General features: G+C 71.0%; 12 protein-coding genes. 3 read left to right on the forward strand and 9 right to left on the reverse strand.

The genetic code is table 11. The features are described 5' to 3' along the window. Positions 1–3,897, forward strand: a 3,897-nt coding sequence (locus tag ACFU9P_RS34095) for an RHS repeat-associated core domain-containing protein (RefSeq protein ID WP_384088573.1), incomplete at its 5' end; no start/stop codon positions are given. Between the two features lies 1 nt (position 3,898). Then, a complete protein-coding gene (locus tag ACFU9P_RS34100) occupies positions 3,899–4,444 on the forward strand; it encodes a S1 RNA-binding domain-containing protein (protein WP_384088576.1) in 546 nt (181 codons plus the stop codon). A gap of 29 nt (positions 4,445–4,473) precedes the next feature. Here the strand turns inward: ACFU9P_RS34100 and cas6e are convergent, their stop codons facing one another. Genes cas6e through ACFU9P_RS34125 form a run of 5 tightly spaced genes read right to left on the reverse strand, consistent with a single transcriptional unit; the run spans position 4,474 to position 9,979 of the window. Further along, positions 4,474–5,232 (reverse strand): type I-E CRISPR-associated protein Cas6/Cse3/CasE, encoded by a 759-nt coding sequence (cas6e, locus tag ACFU9P_RS34105; RefSeq protein ID WP_384088579.1) that lies wholly within the window; start codon positions 5,230–5,232, stop codon positions 4,474–4,476. Then, positions 5,229–6,221, reverse strand: a complete 993-nt coding sequence (gene cas5e, locus ACFU9P_RS34110) for a type I-E CRISPR-associated protein Cas5/CasD (protein ID WP_384088583.1) — start codon at positions 6,219–6,221, stop codon at positions 5,229–5,231. Before cas5e ends, cas6e begins: the two co-directional genes overlap by 4 nt. Further along, a complete protein-coding gene (locus ACFU9P_RS34115) occupies positions 6,218–7,705 on the reverse strand; it encodes a type I-E CRISPR-associated protein Cas7/Cse4/CasC (protein ID WP_384088586.1) in 1,488 nt (495 codons plus the stop codon). The genes cas5e and ACFU9P_RS34115 overlap by 4 nt, the downstream gene beginning before the upstream one ends. Then, positions 7,702–8,424, reverse strand: a complete 723-nt coding sequence (casB, locus tag ACFU9P_RS34120) for a type I-E CRISPR-associated protein Cse2/CasB (protein ID WP_384088589.1) — start codon at positions 8,422–8,424, stop codon at positions 7,702–7,704. The genes ACFU9P_RS34115 and casB overlap by 4 nt, the downstream gene beginning before the upstream one ends. Next, the gene (locus ACFU9P_RS34125; RefSeq protein ID WP_384088592.1) at positions 8,417–9,979 is read right to left on the reverse strand and encodes a type I-E CRISPR-associated protein Cse1/CasA; all 1,563 of its coding nucleotides are present in this window, start codon (positions 9,977–9,979) and stop codon (positions 8,417–8,419) included. The genes casB and ACFU9P_RS34125 overlap by 8 nt, the downstream gene beginning before the upstream one ends. Positions 9,980–10,081: 102 nt before the next feature. On the opposite strand from ACFU9P_RS34125, the gene ACFU9P_RS34130 reads away from it, so the two are divergent. Further along, positions 10,082–13,063 carry a CRISPR-associated endonuclease Cas3'' gene (locus ACFU9P_RS34130; protein ID WP_384088595.1) on the forward strand — a complete coding sequence of 994 codons (2,982 nt, stop codon included), beginning with the start codon at positions 10,082–10,084 and terminating at the stop codon, positions 13,061–13,063. Between the two features lie 41 nt (positions 13,064–13,104). Here the strand turns inward: ACFU9P_RS34130 and ACFU9P_RS34135 are convergent, their stop codons facing one another. From ACFU9P_RS34135 to ACFU9P_RS34150, 4 genes are all read right to left on the reverse strand, one after another. Continuing rightward, positions 13,105–14,037 carry an oxygenase MpaB family protein gene (locus tag ACFU9P_RS34135; protein WP_384088598.1) on the reverse strand — a complete coding sequence of 311 codons (933 nt, stop codon included), beginning with the start codon at positions 14,035–14,037 and terminating at the stop codon, positions 13,105–13,107. Between the two features lie 11 nt (positions 14,038–14,048). Further along, on the reverse strand, positions 14,049–15,287 hold the full coding sequence (locus ACFU9P_RS34140) for an MAB_1171c family putative transporter (RefSeq protein ID WP_384088601.1): 1,239 nt from the start codon (positions 15,285–15,287) through the stop codon (positions 14,049–14,051). 128 nt (positions 15,288–15,415) lie between these two features. After that, positions 15,416–15,922, reverse strand: a complete 507-nt coding sequence (locus ACFU9P_RS34145; RefSeq protein WP_384088604.1) for a hypothetical protein — start codon at positions 15,920–15,922, stop codon at positions 15,416–15,418. 71 nt (positions 15,923–15,993) lie between these two features. Continuing rightward, positions 15,994–16,557: a helix-turn-helix domain-containing protein gene (locus ACFU9P_RS34150; protein WP_384088607.1), complete on the reverse strand. Its 564-nt coding sequence runs from the start codon at positions 16,555–16,557 to the stop codon at positions 15,994–15,996. Positions 16,558–16,951 lie beyond the last annotated feature (394 nt).

A 16,951-nucleotide genomic window follows, 5' to 3' on the forward strand; every position in this document is an offset into this window, starting at 1 on the left:
GTGGCCAACGACCCGTGGGGCGCGGGCCGTCAGATGGTCACCGACTTCATGCGCGACCCCTCCGAAGGCTTCGGCCGACTCGTCCCCGACCTGCTACTGACAGCGGCCACCGGCGGCGCCGGCGCCGGAGTCAAGGCCACCCGGCTGGCCATGGACGCCGCGGATGCCGCCGCCGGCGCGAACCGTGCGCGCAGGCTGCTGGACGAAACCCCGGAGGGCACGCTCAACCGCTCCGACGGCCAGCGCACGACGAGGGGCACGGACCCGGTGGACCTCGCGTCGGGCCGGATGTTCCTGCCGCAGACGGATGTGACGCTGCCCGGGGTGCTGCCGCTGGTCTTCAGGCGCCGTACGGAGTCGGGGTATACGGCGGGGCGTTTCTTCGGGCCGTCGTGGTCGTCGACGGTGGACGAGCGGCTTGAGGTCGATGCGAACGGTGTCATCCATGTCACCGCGGACGGCCTGCTGCTGGCATATCCGCATCCGGTTCCGGGGGTTCCGACCCTGCCGGAGTCCGGCACCGCGCGTCATGTCCTGGCCCGCGAGGAGTCCGGTGACTACACGGTCACCGACCCGGACACCGGGCTGGTACGGCACTTCACGGCCCCGGCTGGGGCGGAACCGGGCGGCGACGGCGAGGCCTGGCTGACGCAGATCAGCGACCGCAACGGCCACACGATCACCCTCGACCGGACGCCCGACGGCACACCGCTGGCCCTGGTCCACTCGGCGGGCTATCACGTGACGGTGAGCGTGGCCGAGGACCGCGTCACGGCGCTGACACTGGCGGGGGCGGGGGCCGAAAGGGCAGCCGGCAGCGCGGCGGACAAGGACAGCGCGAGCGGGAGCGGTACGGACGGGGGCGGTGACGGCCAGGCGGCCTCAGGCCCGAGCGGTACGGGCCCGAGCACCGCGGACGAAGGCGGGGCGGCCGGGCCCGGCTCCGCCCGCCCCCTCATGTCGTACGGCTACACCGACGGCAATCTCACCGCCGTCACCAAGCCCTCCGGCGCCACCCTCGCCTTCACCTACGACGACCGCCGCCGGATCATCGCCTGGACCGACTCCAACAACAGCCGTTACGACTACGTCTACGACGACCTGCACCGCGTGATCGCCGAGGGCGGCGAGGCCGGACACTTCCAGCTCACCCTCGCCTACAGCACCCCCGACCCGGCCACCGGCCACCGCACCACCACACTCACCACCGCGCAGGGCCACGCCACCCGCCATCTCATCGGCGACGGCTGCCGGGTCCTGGCCACCACCGATCCGCTCGGCCACACCACCCGCTTCACCTATGACGCCCGCGGCAACCAGCTCACCCGTACCGACCCTCTCGGCCACACCACCGTCCACGCGTACGACGGCGACGGCCGGCTCACCACCGTCATACGTCCCGACGGCACCGAAACGCACACCGCGCACAACGCACTCGGCCTCCCGGCCGACTTCACCGGGCCGGACGGCGCCCGCTGGCAGCAGGAGTTCGACGAACACGGCAACCGCACCGCGGTCACCGACCCCGCCGGCCACACCACCCGATACGGATACGACGCGTACGGACGGCTGACCCGGGTCACCGACCCGCTCGGCGCGGTCACGGCCGTACGCTGCGACCCGGCCGGACTGCCCCTGGAGGTCACCGACCCGCTCGGCGCGACCACCCGCTACGAGCGCGACGCCCTCGGCCGCCTCATACGTATCACCGACCCCCTCGGCGCGGTCACACGCCTGGAGTGGACGGCCGACGGCGAGCTGGCACGCCGTACCCGCGCGGACGGCGCCGCCGAATCATGGACGTACGACGGCGAAGGCAACTGCACCAGCCACACCGACCCCCTCGGCCGTACCACCCGCTTCGAATACACCCATTTCGACCTCCTCACCGCCCGCACCACGCCCGACGGCGTACGGTACGAGTTCGCCCACGACGCCGGGCTGCGCCTCACCGAGGTCCGCGGCCCCCAGGGCCTGACCTGGAACTACGTCTACGACCCGGCAGGACGCCTCACCTCCGAGACCGACTTCGACGGCCGCACCCTCACGTACGCCCACAACACCGCGGGCCAGGTCACCGCCCGTACGACTCCGCTGGGCGAGACCATCGCGTACGAGCGCGACCCGCTGGGCCGGGTCGTCCGCAAGGACGCGGCGGGGGCGGTGACGACGTACGCGTACGACCCGGCCGGGCGTCTGGTCCACGCGGCCGGGCCGGACAGCGAGCTGGTGTACCAGTACGACCGGCACGGCCGGATCAAGACCGAACTGGCCGACGGCCACGCCATCACATACGGGTACGACGCCCTGGGCCGCCGTACCCACCGCACCACCCCCACCGGACGGCGCACCGGCTATGACTACGACGCCGCGGGCCGCGCTGTCCGTCTCACCACCGGCGAGCACCGCATCGCCTTCACCCGCGACGCGGCCGGCCGCGAACTCCGGCGCGCCTTCGGCCCGTTCGGCGACGGCCTCACCCTCACCTCCGCGTGGGACGAAGCCGGCCGCCTGGCCACCCAGCACCTGGCCACCGGCACCCGCACCCTGAACCGCCGTACCTACACGTACCGTCCCGACGGCCACCTCACCGCTCTCGACGACACCCTGCGCGGCCCGTCGCGCTTCGACCTGGACGCGGCCGGCCGGGTCACCACCGTCACTGCCGCCGACTGGACCGAGACGTACGCCTACGACGAGGCCGGCAACCAGACCCGGGCGTCCTGGCCAGCCGCCCACCCCGGCCACGAGGCCACCGGCCCCCGTACCTACACCGGCACGACCATCACCCGCGCCGGAAACGTCCGTTACGAACACGACCCGGCCGGCCGTATCACCCTGCGCCAGAAGACCCGCCTGTCCCGCAAACCGGAGACCTGGCGCTACGAATGGGACGCCGAGGACCGCCTCACCGCCGTCACCACCCCGGACGGCACGCGCTGGCGCTACCGCTACGACCCTCTTGGCCGCCGCGTCGCCAAGCAACGCCTCGCCCCCGACGGCGAAAGCGTCACCGAGGAAACCCGCTTCACCTGGGACGGCACCACCCTCTGCGAACAGACCACCACCTCGACGGGCCTCCCCCACGCGGTCACCCTCACCTGGGACCACCAGGGCCTGCGCCCGCTCGCCCAGACCGAACGCATCCTCACCGCGGACTCCCCCCAGTCCGCGATCGACGAACGCTTCTTCGCCATCGCCACGGACCTCGTCGGCACCCCCACCGAACTCATCGACGAATCCGGCACCCTGGCCTGGCACACCCGCACCACGCTCTGGGGCACCACAACCTGGGCCAGAACAAGCACGGCCTACACCCCACTCCGCTTCCCGGGCCAGTACTACGACCCGGAATCAGGCCTGCACTACAACCACCACCGCCACTACGACCCCGAAACCGCCCGCTACCTAACCCCCGACCCCCTGGGCCTCACCCCCGCCCCCAACCCCGCCACGTACGTCCACAACCCTCATACGTGGACCGACCCTCTGGGCCTGGCACCCTTGGACGAGTGCCCGGACGACGAACCGGTCAGGCTCTATCGTGCCCCGCACGCCGGAAACAGGGCTCTGGAAGCCAACGGGCTGGACCCTTCGCTGCATCCGGACACACCACAGGGCGGCGCGGGAACGGCCTACCTCGGAGAGTCGGAAGCGGTTGCGCGGAAGTATGCCGATCAGGGCATATACGAAGACGGTTACCACGAGTACGTAATGAAGCCAGAATTCAGAGAGGCGTTCCCGGAGACAGCGACCCCACCTTATCGACGCACGCACGACAACAAGCCCGACGAGTATCAATGGCTCATCCCACGGGATGAAATTCCGCGATTCAATGATTTGATCGCAGAAGTGAACTGGATAAACTACTACGCGGGTATCGCATGGAGAGACTGAGGTGGCATCTGTAGTGGCGGAATCTGAAGACGGATCGGCCCACGACCTGCTGCGCTCGCTGGTGCCTGGCGAGGTGCGCAGAGGGATGGTGACTTCGATAGCCGATTCCGTGGTCTTCGTGGACCTCGACGGTGTCAGCGGAGTGATCACCGCCGCCAACCTGTCCTGGCGAAGTGTCGACCATCCGTCACAGGTCGTGCAGAAAGGAAAGGAGGTCGTCGTCTCGGTGTTGAGTGTCGATCTGGACCGGAAGCAGGTTTCACTCTCGCTGAAGGATTTGCAACCCGACCCCTTCCGGGATTTCGCACGCACCCGACTCGGCTCCACGCTTACCGGTCGTGTGACCAAGGTTGCGCCGATCGGCGCTTTCGTACTGTTGGACAACGATGTTGTCGGTTTCCTTCCCGAATCGGAATTCAGAGAAAAGAGGCAAGGGCAGGCCGCGCGCGTGGGCGAAGAATTCACCGTACGCATCTGCTCGATCAATGTCGACCGGCGCCAGGTGATCGTGTCTCTCCTCCCGGAGCGTGGAGCAGCGGCGGGTTAGCCCCCCCCCGTCGCCGCCGGGAGGCCGGATCAGGGTCCGGCCTCCCGGATCAGCAGTAGGCCGCAGCCGTAGGCTCGGGCGCGGCCGAGGCCTTCGGTCAGGGTTGTTACGAAGGTCGTGGGGTCGGTGACCTTGAGGGTGCCTCGGATGTCGGCTCGGCCTACTTTGGCCCCGCGGTGGCGGTTGTGGAAGGTGAGTTTGGGGAGGATGCGGACCGCCATGGCGGAGGCGTCGCCCTGGGCGCCGATGCGGCGGACCGTGGGGCGGCGGGGTGTGGACGTGGGGGTGCCGGGGGTGGGGTCCAGGCGTTCGGCGAACCAGGTGCGGGCGTGGGCCGGGGTGGTGTCCGCGAGGCGGCGGGTGACGAAGCGGGGGCCCTCCGGGGTGTTCTGCCAGGACTGCCGGTCGCGGGCCGGGTTCAGCACCGTACGGAAGGTGAAGGTGTCACCGGCGCGCACCGACAGGTCGACCGGGAGCGTGACGATGTCCTCCGCGAGCGCGGCCGAGGGGACGGCCGACCAGTCGGGCTGCACTCGGGACTGGACGACGAGCACGAGCCGGTCGGCGCGCAGATCGATGTCCCAGACGTTGAGGACGCCCATCTGCGCCCGCGCGTCGGAGCTGTTGGGCTCGGTCCAGCCGTGGAAGCCCGACATGACCGTACGGTGCATGATGTGCGGATCCAGGACGGCCTGCCGCGCCAGCGGGTGCCGGGCGTCGAGGTGAAGAACGCTGTGGCAGGAGACGAAGCGGGCGACCGACGCCGGCCTGGCCGGGGTGGTGGTCACAGGAGGTGCTCCCATCCGATCGAGTGCCCCGGCGCGATGGTGACGCGCTTCTCCCAGCGCGGGGCATGGCTGCGGCGGTCGTGGTCGAAGGAGATCGGCTGATCGTTGACGCGGACGGCTCCCGGCGTGCCGGCAGGGACCTCCAGCCACGTCCGCACGGGCCCGGAACGGGCGCCGCCGGGCAAGGCGTTGGGCAAGGCGTTGGGCAAAGCACCGGACAGGGCATTGGGCAAGGCATTGGGCAGCAGGGCCGTTTCGGCCAGCACCTCCTCCACGCCGCCGGGATGCACCCCGCCGCTGATCTCGCCGGCGGGCGGGCAGGCCTTGCGGCCCAGCCACAGCAGGCGGCGCGGCTGTTCGAGGGCCGAGGACAGTTCGTCCAGGAAACCGCGGTCGGTGCCTTCGACGGCGGCTACGAAGGCGGCGTCGGCCAGATAGACGCGCCGGGTGATCATGGGGTTACGGGTGAGGTTGGCGGCGATCAGGACGCCGGTGGCCGGGTCGGGCGCGATGCCTTTGGGCGCGCCGTACCAGCCGTACGCGAGGGCACGGGCCGGCGAGGCGAAGACGCGCCCCGTGCCCCCAAGACCCGCGCCCCCAAATCCCCCGCCCTCAAGACCGGTGTCCTCCTGCGACCCCGTGCCCTCCGGGCCGGGTTCCTCCAGACCGCCGCCCTCCAGCCCCGCGGCCAGGCGGTTGGCCCGCCGGTGGTCGGTGATCAGGTCCCGGGGGCGCACCGGGTAACGCCCGCCGCCCACCAGGTGGAAGTCCTCGACGGGAGTGCCCGGGCGGTCGGCCCGTACCGCGAACCGCAGACGTCGCAGCCTGCACAGACACGCGTCGCGCTCCAGCCCCAGGGCGGCGGCCAGCATCCCGGCGAACCCGGACTTCGTCGGGTGGGTGAGCGTGTCGCGCCGCTCGAAACGGGCAGCCACACCCCACGACTGGAGCGGTCCCGCGAGGCGGGCGAGCAGGGTGAAGGCGCTCATGCTCCGGTCAGCTCCTGTGCGTCCCCAGTCAACTCCCGTACGCCTTCCGTCAGCTGTCGTACGCCTCCGGTCAGTTCCCGTACATCCCCGGTCAGCTCCCGTACGTCGTCGACCGGCACCGCGACGAGTTCGCCGCCGTCGCGCATTACGGTCAGCAGGTCCTCGACGTCCACGTCGTACGTCAGGACATGGCCGCGCGCGATGTCGGCGCGCTTGCGCGTCACCAGACGGTGCTGTTTGAGCAGGCGCCGGACCGCGACGAGGCTCGCGGGGCCCTCCCGGCCCTCGTCCACCGGCCGTTCGAATACGGCGGCGTAGTTGAAGGGACGCTTGCCGTCGAAGGCCAGGACCAGCTTGGGGAGTGAACCGGTCGACGCGGTCGTGTTCTTCTTGGCGGCCGGTACGGCGTTGACGAACGCCTCCACGAACTCCTGCTCGGCGGCGCGCGCGGCGGTCTCGACGCGGCCCGGAGCCATCCCGCCGAGAGCGAGGTTGACGCGGAGCTGCTGCCGGTCCAGCGCGGCGTGCCGGTAGAAGGTGCCGGAGATCAGCGACTGGTAGCCGGTCATACCGGCGCCGCCGTCGTCCACCGCGTCGAGGTAGTCGAGCGCGTTGGCCTTACGGCGCAGTTTGGCGTCGTCGGCGGCGCTGTAGAAGTCGTCCACCTCTTCGGCGGCGTGGACCGTGAAGGCGGCCCCGCTCTGGACGGCGCCGTCGACGTTCGGTGAGTCCGCGATCTCTGCCAGGAAGCGGCCGTAGAGCGCGATGTCGATGGCCTCGGCGGGGGCGAGGGCCGCCAGGACTCCGGCGCGTACCTCTTTGGGCAGTTTGGGCAGCTTGTCGGCGCCACCCTCGGGCGGCGCCTCGGCCCCCGCCCCGGACCCTCCAGGGGCTGACGCCGTATCCGCCGCGTCCGTCTCGGCACTCTCCGGAGCCTCGGCCGTCTTACGGACGCCCCGCCGCTTGCCACGCGGTGCGTTCGCGGCGGCCTTCGCCCGCTCGTACTCCCCCACCCAGGACTGAATGGCCTCGCGGTCCTCGTCGATGACCTTCGCGATCTTCTCGCCCGCGTCCTCGGGCGCGAAGAGCAGCACCTTGGTGAGATGCCGGGTGCGCTCCCTGTCCCCGAACTTGAGGCCGACGCCTTCCAGTACGGCCTTCGCGGTGGTGAGCGCCTCGTCCGGGTCGGTCCAGCCCCGTTCCTTCAGCGCGGCCGCGGTCAGCAGCGCCCACTCGCGGGTGCGCATCCCCATCGTGTACGCGGCGAGCGGTCCGTCTCCGGCGCCGGCCCGGGTACGGCTGTGGGTGCGTTCGGCGCGGCGCCGGGACTGGGCGGTGACCATGTGCCGCTCCTCGCCGCCGAAGGGAATGCTCTTGGGCCGGCCGTTCTCGTCCCGTACCGGCAGCACCGCGATCAGGGTTTCGATGACGTGCAGGGACAGGAACTGGTGCTCCTCGCGGGCCTGCGGAGCGAGGACGGTCATACGGTGCCTCCGTGGTCGGTCTTGCGGGCGGGGTCCGTCTTACGGGCGGGGGTGTAGAAGGAGGTGGCCCACTCCAGGCGCACATCGCGGTCCCGCGAGTGCCAGCGGACGAGGTCTTCGGTCAGCCGCGCCCAGGACGGCGGAACGGTGTCCCCGGCCCTCGCCCGCTCGACCGCGTGCTGAAGGTGGCGCCAGGGCACGTCCCGCGAGGCCACGAGCCGGTCGAGCAGGCGGGTGGCGCCGGGGTCGGCGGGGCCCCGGCCGGCGGGCGAGCCGACACGGCGCAGCGCGCTCCCGATGTCGCCGGATCCGAAGTGGGGGCGGGACATCCCGGCGTGATAGCGGGCGAAGAGGAAGGCCACCCGTTCGTAGACGGCGCGCTGGCCGGGCTCGGGGGCGTACCGCGCGGCGGACAGGCGCGTACGGTACGGCTGCGCGCGCCGTTCCCGTACGCGCCGGGGAGCCGGGTCCAGTCTGCGGAGGTCGGCGAGGGTGCCGGTGTCGTGGCTGCGGACCAGGCCGCCGAGCCAGCCGGCGAGACGCTGCGGTCCGACCCAGTCGTCGGCTTCAGCTTCAGCTCCGGGCTCGGACTCCGGCGGTACGCGGACCAGTTCGGGCCCTTCCGGCTCTTCCTGCTCTTCCGGCTCGCTCTCCGAGCCGGGACCAGCACCAGCACCAGCACCAGCACCAGCGGGATCGTGCGGCTGATCGTCACGCATCACGGAGGGCCTCCTTGAGGAAATCGGGCGCCTTCTTCTTGTGGTTGAGCGCCGTGCGCAGCCGATGCCGGGCCTCCAGCCTGGCCCGCATCCCGGCGCCCCGGTCCGGCAGGGATCGCAGCCGGGCGTCGAGCGCCTCTCCTGCGAGGGCGGCCAGGGAGCGGACGAAGACCGGCAGCGTCTCGTGCAGGGGCACTTTCTCCGCGATGGCGTCGAGAAGCATGTGGAAGTGGTCGCCCGCGCCCGCCCACATCTGTGGGGCGCCGTTGAACCGCGCCCGGTGCGTTGCCTTGTCGGCCGGTTTCGGATTCGGGTAGACGACGGCGGACGCGGTGTCGGCGGCGTCCCGCAGCGCCACCGCCAGATACTCACAGATCTCCGAAGCGGTCTTGGCCGCCGTACGGAACTCCTGCTCACGGCCGGATACGTACGGAAACTCGTCGGCGACCCAGGCCGTCGGCGACGACTGCCGAGCCACCAGCCCGACCGCCCATAGATTGATGTGCTGCTCGGGCAGTCCGGCCAGCCGCCCGTAGAGATCCTCGCCCTGCTGCCGCTCCGCCACCGCCGCGTACAGGGCATGGGCCTCGCGCCACAGCGCCCGGTCCGGTGACGCCTTGAGCGGCGTGAGCGTGCGCCTGTCCTTGTCGTCGACCATGACGGCGTCCTGGGCGAACTGGCTGTTCAGCGACGGCGGCAGCAGTTCCCCGCTGCCCACCAGCACCCGGTCCACCGCGAAAGAACCGTCCGCCAGACGGACCGGCCGCAAGAAGACGGAGCGGCACAGGAAGGAGTGGACATCGGCGAGGCCGTCCGGCTCACGGTCGACCTTGGCACCGTGGAAGGAGCGGCGTTCCGGGCCCCGTTCGTCGGTCCAGGAACGGTTGAACGTGCCCAGGAGCCGCGATGTGGCCGGTGCCGTATTGAGCCGCAGCGTATGCCCGAGCGTCCGGCCGAGGGCCACCACGCGGACACGTCCGCCGAGCCGGGCGACCGACTGCGAGAACATGCCCCTGCCCAGCAGGCCGGGCTTGATCTTGGCGTTGCCGCCGAGTCCGTACGCCATCTGGGTGAGGAGGGCGCGGAATGCCTGCCCCGCGGGCATGGGCTCCGTGGCGTGCAGATGCCGGTGGTCGAAGAACTGGTTGTAGTCACCGGCCTGTTCGATGGCGAGCTGGGCCGGGCCGACGCCCTCGGTGTCGATGAACTCGGCGAGGGCCCGGTTCTGCCCCAGCGGCTGCTTGGGGTCGAAGAGGTTCCACTCGTCGTCGGGCCGCTCGCGCAGCCACTGCGCCGCCTTCTTCAGCCCGTCCGGGTCGTCAACCCAGGTACGCCACTGCTGGGTGGTACGCGGGACGTGCCGGGAGGCGTAGATCAGGGCCAGCAGGTATTCGATGACCGCGACCGTCTCGCCCGGAGTGGAACAGACGAGCCCGGAGAACCGCTCGGCGTCCTCCAGCGCGGCGACGAGCCCGATCCCGGCGGTGTGCGGACGAGGGCCCGTTGTCAGTGCCGTGAGGCATGCTTCGGCACGAGGGTCATATCGGGCACCCATCAGGCGCCCGGGCTCCTGATGCGCTGTCAAGTAAAGCCCCAGTAAGGAGAGTTGAGTGCGGGAGACCAGAACATTACCCCATAGCACGGAATGGTGTGATCTATGCGGCTGAACTGCCCATCGATCGCGCGCTGGTTGCTGGTCTGGGGCAAGACGGACGGCAACGGCGTGAGCCGTGCCCGGGGCGGGCCCGCCTGGAATCCGCTCTTCGCCCACATGCTGGACGCCGCCGCGTGCGCCGGCGTGCTGTGGGACCGGTATCTGGCCTCCTCGGTACGGGACCGGCTGGCGGAGGCGTTCGGCGGCGGGGACGCGGCGACCGCCCGCCGCGTCGTGATGTTCCTGGCCGCGCTGCACGATCTCGGTAAGGCGTCCACCTGTTTTCTGCGGCAGTTCGCCGAGGACAGCAAGGGGGAGGCCATGAGGCGGGCGGCGGCGCAGTGGGAGGAACAGGCCCGCGACGCCGGTGTCCCCCTCGCACCGGCCGGGCGAATAGTCCCCCGGGCCCGCCATGAACACATCACCGCGGCCTTTCTGCCCGGTCTGCTCGGGTGCCCCTGCCACGGCTGCACCGGTCGCTCCGAGGGCGCCCGACATGAAGGGCTGCACGTTGTCGCCCTGCTTCTGGGCGGTCACCACGGAGACGTGCCCAACCCGGACCAGGTCGAGGCTGCGAGGGGAGCGGCATCCGAGGCGGACTGGGGGAAGCTGCGCCAGGAACTGGTGACCGAGCTGGCCCGGCTGCTGGAGGTGGACCTGGGCGCGCTGCCCGACCTCGTACGTCCCGAACGCCCCATCGCGCTGCCGCTGCTCGCCGGGCTGGTGGTCATCGCGGACTGGATTGCCTCGGACGAGAAGTACTTCCCGTACCGCTCGCTCGACGAGCCACCCGCGCAATGGTGGGAGGAAGCGCGGCGAAACGCCTCGGCCGCCGCCACCCGTCTGCTCCTGGACGCCTGGCAGCCGGGACCGGCCGCCTGGCCGGAGGTCTATCCGGACACACCCGAGCCCCGGCCGTTCCAGGCGGCGGCTCTCGCAGCGCTGCCCCGCAGTGGCCCGGCCCTGGTCCTCATCGGTACGGGCAGCGCCTCCGGCAAGACCCGGCTGGCCCAGATGTGCGCCCTCCGACTGGCCCGCACCTGCGGACACCACGGGTTCTATCTCGCGCTGCCCACGCACGCCGCCACCCGGCAGGCGGCCGACGAAGCGGCCTCGTTCATCAACGCCGTGCCGAGCCCGTCCCTGCGCGCCAATCTGGCCGTGGTGTACGAGCACGCCGAAGCCGGTGACATCGCCCGGCGACTGCGCGACGGCGGCGTCAGCGAGGTGTCGCCCGTCACTGATCTCCCGCCGGCCACCGATCCGACGCCGGACAGCGGTCCGACGCCGGGCATCCGGGACGCGAGTGCCCACCGGGTCGTGCTCGATCCCTGGTATCTGCGCAGGTGCCGTGGGCTGGTCTCGACCTTCGGGATCGGTACGGTCGATCAGGTCGTCCTCGCGTCCCAGCTCTCCCTGCACTGGTTCCTGCGGCTGTTCGGGCTGGCCAACAAGACCGTAATCATTGACGAGGCCCACGCCCACGAGATGTTCCGGCGGCACCTGTTGTCGGCCACCGTCTCCTGGCTGGCGGATGCCGGCGCCTCGGTGGTCGTACTGTCCGCCACCCTGCCCGCCGAGGCCCGCCGGTCACTGGTCGACGCCTGGTGCGAGGGACATCTCGTACGCCCCGTGACCGACGGGCGCACCGGTCCGCTCACCGTCGTGGACCAGCGGGGCGAGGTCCGGCATCCGGACCCGGCCGAGATTCCCGGCCCCGTGAAGCCGGACGTCGATCTCCTTGAGGATCCGGGACCGGCCGGGCTGGCCCGGCGGTTGCTGACCGAGGCCGGCGGTCGCGGCATCACCGGGGTCGTACGTCATGGGGCCAAACGGGCCCATGAGCTGTACGAGGCACTGGTCGCCGAGGCATCGCGGCGCGGGTGGCGGCCGGGCGAGATCGTCCTCGTACACGATGACCTGCTGCCGCGCGAGCGCGAGCCCAGGGAGGCGCGGATCGTGCGTCTGCTCGGTCCGGGCGCGGACCGCCGGGTACGGAATCCCGCCAGGCCCGGCCGGCTCATCGTGGTCGGCACCCGGATCGACCAGGCGCTCGACATCGATCTGGACCGGCTCTACACCGATCTGGCGCCGGTCGACGTGCTGCTCCACCGGGCAGGCCGCGTGCACCGGCACGCCGTGAACGACAACGGACGCCCGGAGGACCTCCGGCGCCCCCGGATGTCCGTGCTGTGGCGGACCGGGGCCGACGGACTGCCGGATGTGGAACCGCCCCAGGGGTACGAGCCTGCCGCCGACACCGCCGAGCGCGCCGCCCGGACCGCCGAGTACGCCCCGTACACCCTCGCCGCGACCTGGCAGGTCCTTCGCCGACGGCAGGGACCGCAGGGCCTGATCGCCCTCAGGACGCCCGGTGACACCACCGCGCTGATCGACGCGGTGTACGGTACGGCTCCGCCCGTCGCCCCGGACGAGGCGATGAACGCGCTGCTGGCCCGGACCTGGGCCGCATGGCGCTCACGCCTCACCAACGAGACGAACCGGGCCGAAGGGCTGGCTCGGCGCCCGTACGACGGAGACGTGCCGTTGGAGGTCGTCAAACTGCAGTCCGGCAAGGTCCATGGGCGGGACGGCACAGCCGGAAAGTACGCCCGTACAGGCTCCACCGCCCGCTCCCACCCTCGCGAGCCGGGCATCGACGCTCTGGTGCTCTTCCGTCAGCCGGACAAGAGCCTCACCTACGACGGCGCAGGCACCCTCCCCGCCAAGCTGGACCATCCGCACCCGCACCCGCACCGGCACCGGCACCGGCACCGCGAACTGCTGCTCAACACCGTGTCCCTGCCGGAGCACTGGTTCGAGGGGGATCACGCCCTGCCGGACCCGAAGACCTGGCCACGCCTGAACCATTCAGCCCTCTACTACCGCCCCCACCTTGTGTTCACCCCGTCCGGCACATGCGTACGGGGCTTGCCGGAACGCGTTACGTATCAGCAGGACGTCGGCGTACAGAGGATCGGGTGAGGCTGAGGGTGCGAGTGCGGGGTGCGAGTGGGGGTGCGTGGCTAGGCCGGGGTGGGTGGGCGCTTTTTGCGGGAGCGGGTCTTCAAGGCGTACGTGATCAAGGGGCGCGTGGGCCAAGGGGGGTTGGGGACCTGGAGTGCTTTGGTGAGTGGGGGGTCCAGGAGGGCGGCGGCGGCCAGGGGGGAGAGGCGGGACAGGAAGGCGGGGAGGCGGGAGGACAGGAGGACTTGGCTGGCGGAGTGCCAGAGGGCGCGGCCGGCTTCGGTGGGGGCGAAGTGGGCGGTTTCGTAGGCGGTCATCCAGCGTTCCACGGCCGGTAGGTCGTTGCCTCGCAGGTCCGGCGGGTCACGCAGGTCATCGCTCGGCAGGTCATCGCGCCGCAGGTCCGGTAGGCCAGGTGGGTTCGGCAGATCCGGCAGGTCGTTGCCCCGCAGGTCCGGTAGATCCGGCAGGTCCAGTGCCGTTGCCAGGGCTCGGTGGAAGGTGTACGCCGCTGCGCGTTCCTCGGCCGTCACCCGGCGGTGGCCGTGGGCGTCGATGAACCGCAGTGGGCATACGGTGAAGCAGGCCAGCACATAGTGCATCAGCTCCGGGGTGATGCCCGGGCGGGTGTGGACCCGGCGCAGGTCGGCCACTATGCGGCGGCCCTTCTCGCTGTCCACCCCCTCGCCGATCAGCGCGAACATCGCCACGCCCGTCGCTTTCGCCCGCGCCTTCGGCTCGTCGGTCATCCGGCCCGTGGCGTACAGCACCCGCGCGATGGCCGGGATCCCGAAGGTCCGGATGAAGCCCAGGCTGAGTCCGGCCTTCGCTTCCTCCGGCATGGTCTCCAGGACCAGGCGGGCGTACGCGGCGTAACCGCCCCCGGCCCGGGTGCCGGCTTGTGCCCCCGCGCCCTGTGTCCCGCGCTGTGTCCCGGCTTGTGCCCTTGTGCCTCCGGCCGCCCGCGGTCCCGTCGTCGTACCGTCCCTCATCCCGCCGTCCCTCATCCCGTCGCCACCGCCAGTGCCTCGTCCGTCAGCGGCGCGTGCAAGTAGCCCGCCACCCGCACCAAGTGCGCTCGTTCGTCCACCGGTTCCGTGTCCAGGCCCGGGAGGGGGGTCTGGTCCTCGCGGGGGCGGGGGTCGGTGCCCGTGTTCAGGGCCGACACCGCGGAGCGGAGGGCCGTCGCCACGGTCAGGGCCGCGCGGTCCGCCTCGTCCAGGCCCGCCCGTTCGGCGACCGTGGCCGCCGCAGTGACCGTCTCGGGGGCGATCCAGGGGCGGAGGGTGAGCTGGCCGTCGCGGATCTCCAGGCCGCGGCGGGCGGTGCGCCACTCCAGGTCGCGGAACGCAAGGCGTTCGGTCCAGGCGGACGGCGGGTCCTCCAGGGCGAGGCGGCGGTCCGCGCCGTACACCAGGTCCCAGAGCGGGCGCAGCGCCTGGTAGTCGCGGCGCCGGCGGGTCCAGGCGGCTACCGCCGGGCCCGCGAAACCGGCTGTGATCAACATCGCGCCGAGCGCCGCGAAGACCGGGCCGAGGGCCGTGCTCAGCCATTCCGTACCGGTCACGCCCGCGAACGCCGCCCCGATCGCGACGAGTTTGCACACCACATAACCGCAGGCCACATAGCCGCCGAGGGCGAGCAGCCGGATGCCCCGGCGCAGCCAGCCGTACGGGAGGCGGGAGGCGTGTCCGTAACACACCCGGCTGATGTCGATCAGCGCGAAGCCGAACAGCGCCTGGTAGATGACCAGGAACACCGCGATCTGCGGAATCGTCGCGAAGGTGGTGTCGAAGGTGAGCGGTGTCTCCGGGGTGCCGGCGCCGCCGGTGAAGAAGAGGACGGCCATCACCGGGGCCAGCACCGCGAACACCGCGAGGCGCCACCGTACATGACGCCAGGTGTCCCCCGCCGCGTCCCACACCCGCGCGTTGGCGCGCTCCTTCGGCGGGGTCCACATGCGCGCCAGTACGACGGCCCCGGCGGAGAAGCTCGTAATGCCCAGATAGACCAGCAGGGTTGAGAGGTTGCCGCGGCCGGTGACCCGGTCGATCAGCCGGTAGAGCACCGGCGAGGCCAGCACGAACGCGGTCGAGGGAGCCGCGACCGTCAGGGCGACGACCAGCAGACCGGGGGACGGATCGCGGCGCCACGCCCGGAACTTGAGGATCGCCACGACCCAGCCCACCGTACCGATGCCGAGGTAGACGGCGTTGAACGGCGCCTCGGGTATGTCAGACATTCCGCCCCTGCCATTCCTGCCGCCCCTGCAATCCGTGCCGGTCCCGCCGTCCGTGCCGTCCGTGCCATTCCTGCCGTCCGTGCCGGTCCCGCCGCCCCTGCCGCCCCTTACGTACACCAGAACGTATGTCAGACATGCTGGCCTTTACGGTTCTCCAGCGCGGGCGCGAGCTGGGACGTCGTACCGTCCCCCGGCGCCAGCAGCAGCGTGCGCGTCAGCTCCGCGCCCAGGATCTCCGCCTCCTCCTCCGCCGCGCCGTCGTAGTGGGAGCGGCCCAGGACCAGGCGGAGCATGTCGGCGTCGATGGTGGGCAGTTCGACATGGGCGGTGTCCTCGTCCTCGGCCGGGGGCTCACCGAGGTGCCCGCACAGAAGATGGGCGAGTTCATGGCAGATGATGTGCGCCTGGTGCAGGCCCGAGGTCTCCTGCTCGAAGTGGATGATGTCGGCGTCCGCGCGCCGCTCGACGAACCCCGACGGCTCGCCCAGCCGCATCCGCCGCGGCACCAGCCGGACTTCGCGCCCGGAGCGCTCGGCGACCGCCGTGCACAGCTCCTCCACCGTGCTCATCCGCGGAAGATCGAGCTGCCGGACCATGGCCCGCATCCGGCGGCGGGTACGTCCAAGATCTCGCACGTTCTCCCCATCAGCCGTCCGCCAGTGCCCCAACGGCGTCGGCCGGTCGTCGGTCACGAGCCGGTCGTCCGTCACGCCTCGGAACCGTCAGCACCGTGCGGACCGCCGGAACCGTCCGGACCGCCGGAACCATGCGGACCGTCGGAACCGTCCGGACCGTCGGGCAGTCCGACCGCCCTGCGCAGTTGTTCCACCACGGTCAGAGCCGCGTCCTGCATCTCCGGGGGCAGTCCTGCCGCCCGCATCGCGATGCGCTCCACCCTGGCGTCCCGAAGTGCCTCGATCTTACGCAAGTCACGCTCGACGGCGCGGGCGGTGGCGGAATCGGTGAAGTAATTCAGCGGAATCCCGAAGAACTTGGCGATCTTCACCGCGTTCTCCAGGCTGGGTTTCTGGGTGCCTTTGCGGAGATTCCCGATGTACGTACCGCTCAGGCCGGTGCCCTCGGCGATCTCGGAGTCGCGCCAAGGACGGCCGAGATCCTTTGGGTAGATGACCGAAATCACGCGGCGGAAGCGGGCGGCGAAGTCCAGCGCGTCCGAGTCTTCCGAGGCGTCCGGGCCGGCGTCGGCGCCCGAGTCCCCTTCACCAGGTCCAAGAGCGGAGGCTTCTGAGCGTGGAGAATCGGTGGCCATGAGCCGGATCATAGGACCCTTCGGCCAACGAAGGGGATCCCCGCCGTCAGCGCGATTTACACGATCGTGTCGAGTGAGCCGGTCAAAAGACTCAATTGGCGAGAAAACACCGCCAATCATTCATCAAGCAATCAACTTTAGTTGACTTACGCTCAGCTCAAGTACAGGATCGAGACGCTGGGGATGCACCTCTTGGCCGTTTCTCAACGGCGCCCGGCTTCGCACGGCGCTGGGCGCCGCTGCCCCACGGGGGTGGGCAACAGTGCCCGGCGCCAAGGCCCCTGGGTCATGTGCGCCGGGAAGCGGTCGGGGGGAGGAGCGGGGCGGCTCCCCCCCCCCCCCCCCCTTTCCCGGGCGGGGGGTGGGTAAGGAACGGGGGGGGTTGGGGGGGGGT

The sequence above is a fragment of the Streptomyces sp. NPDC057617 genome (assembly GCF_042800555.1).
Taxonomy (GTDB): Bacteria; Actinomycetota; Actinomycetes; order Streptomycetales; family Streptomycetaceae; genus Streptomyces.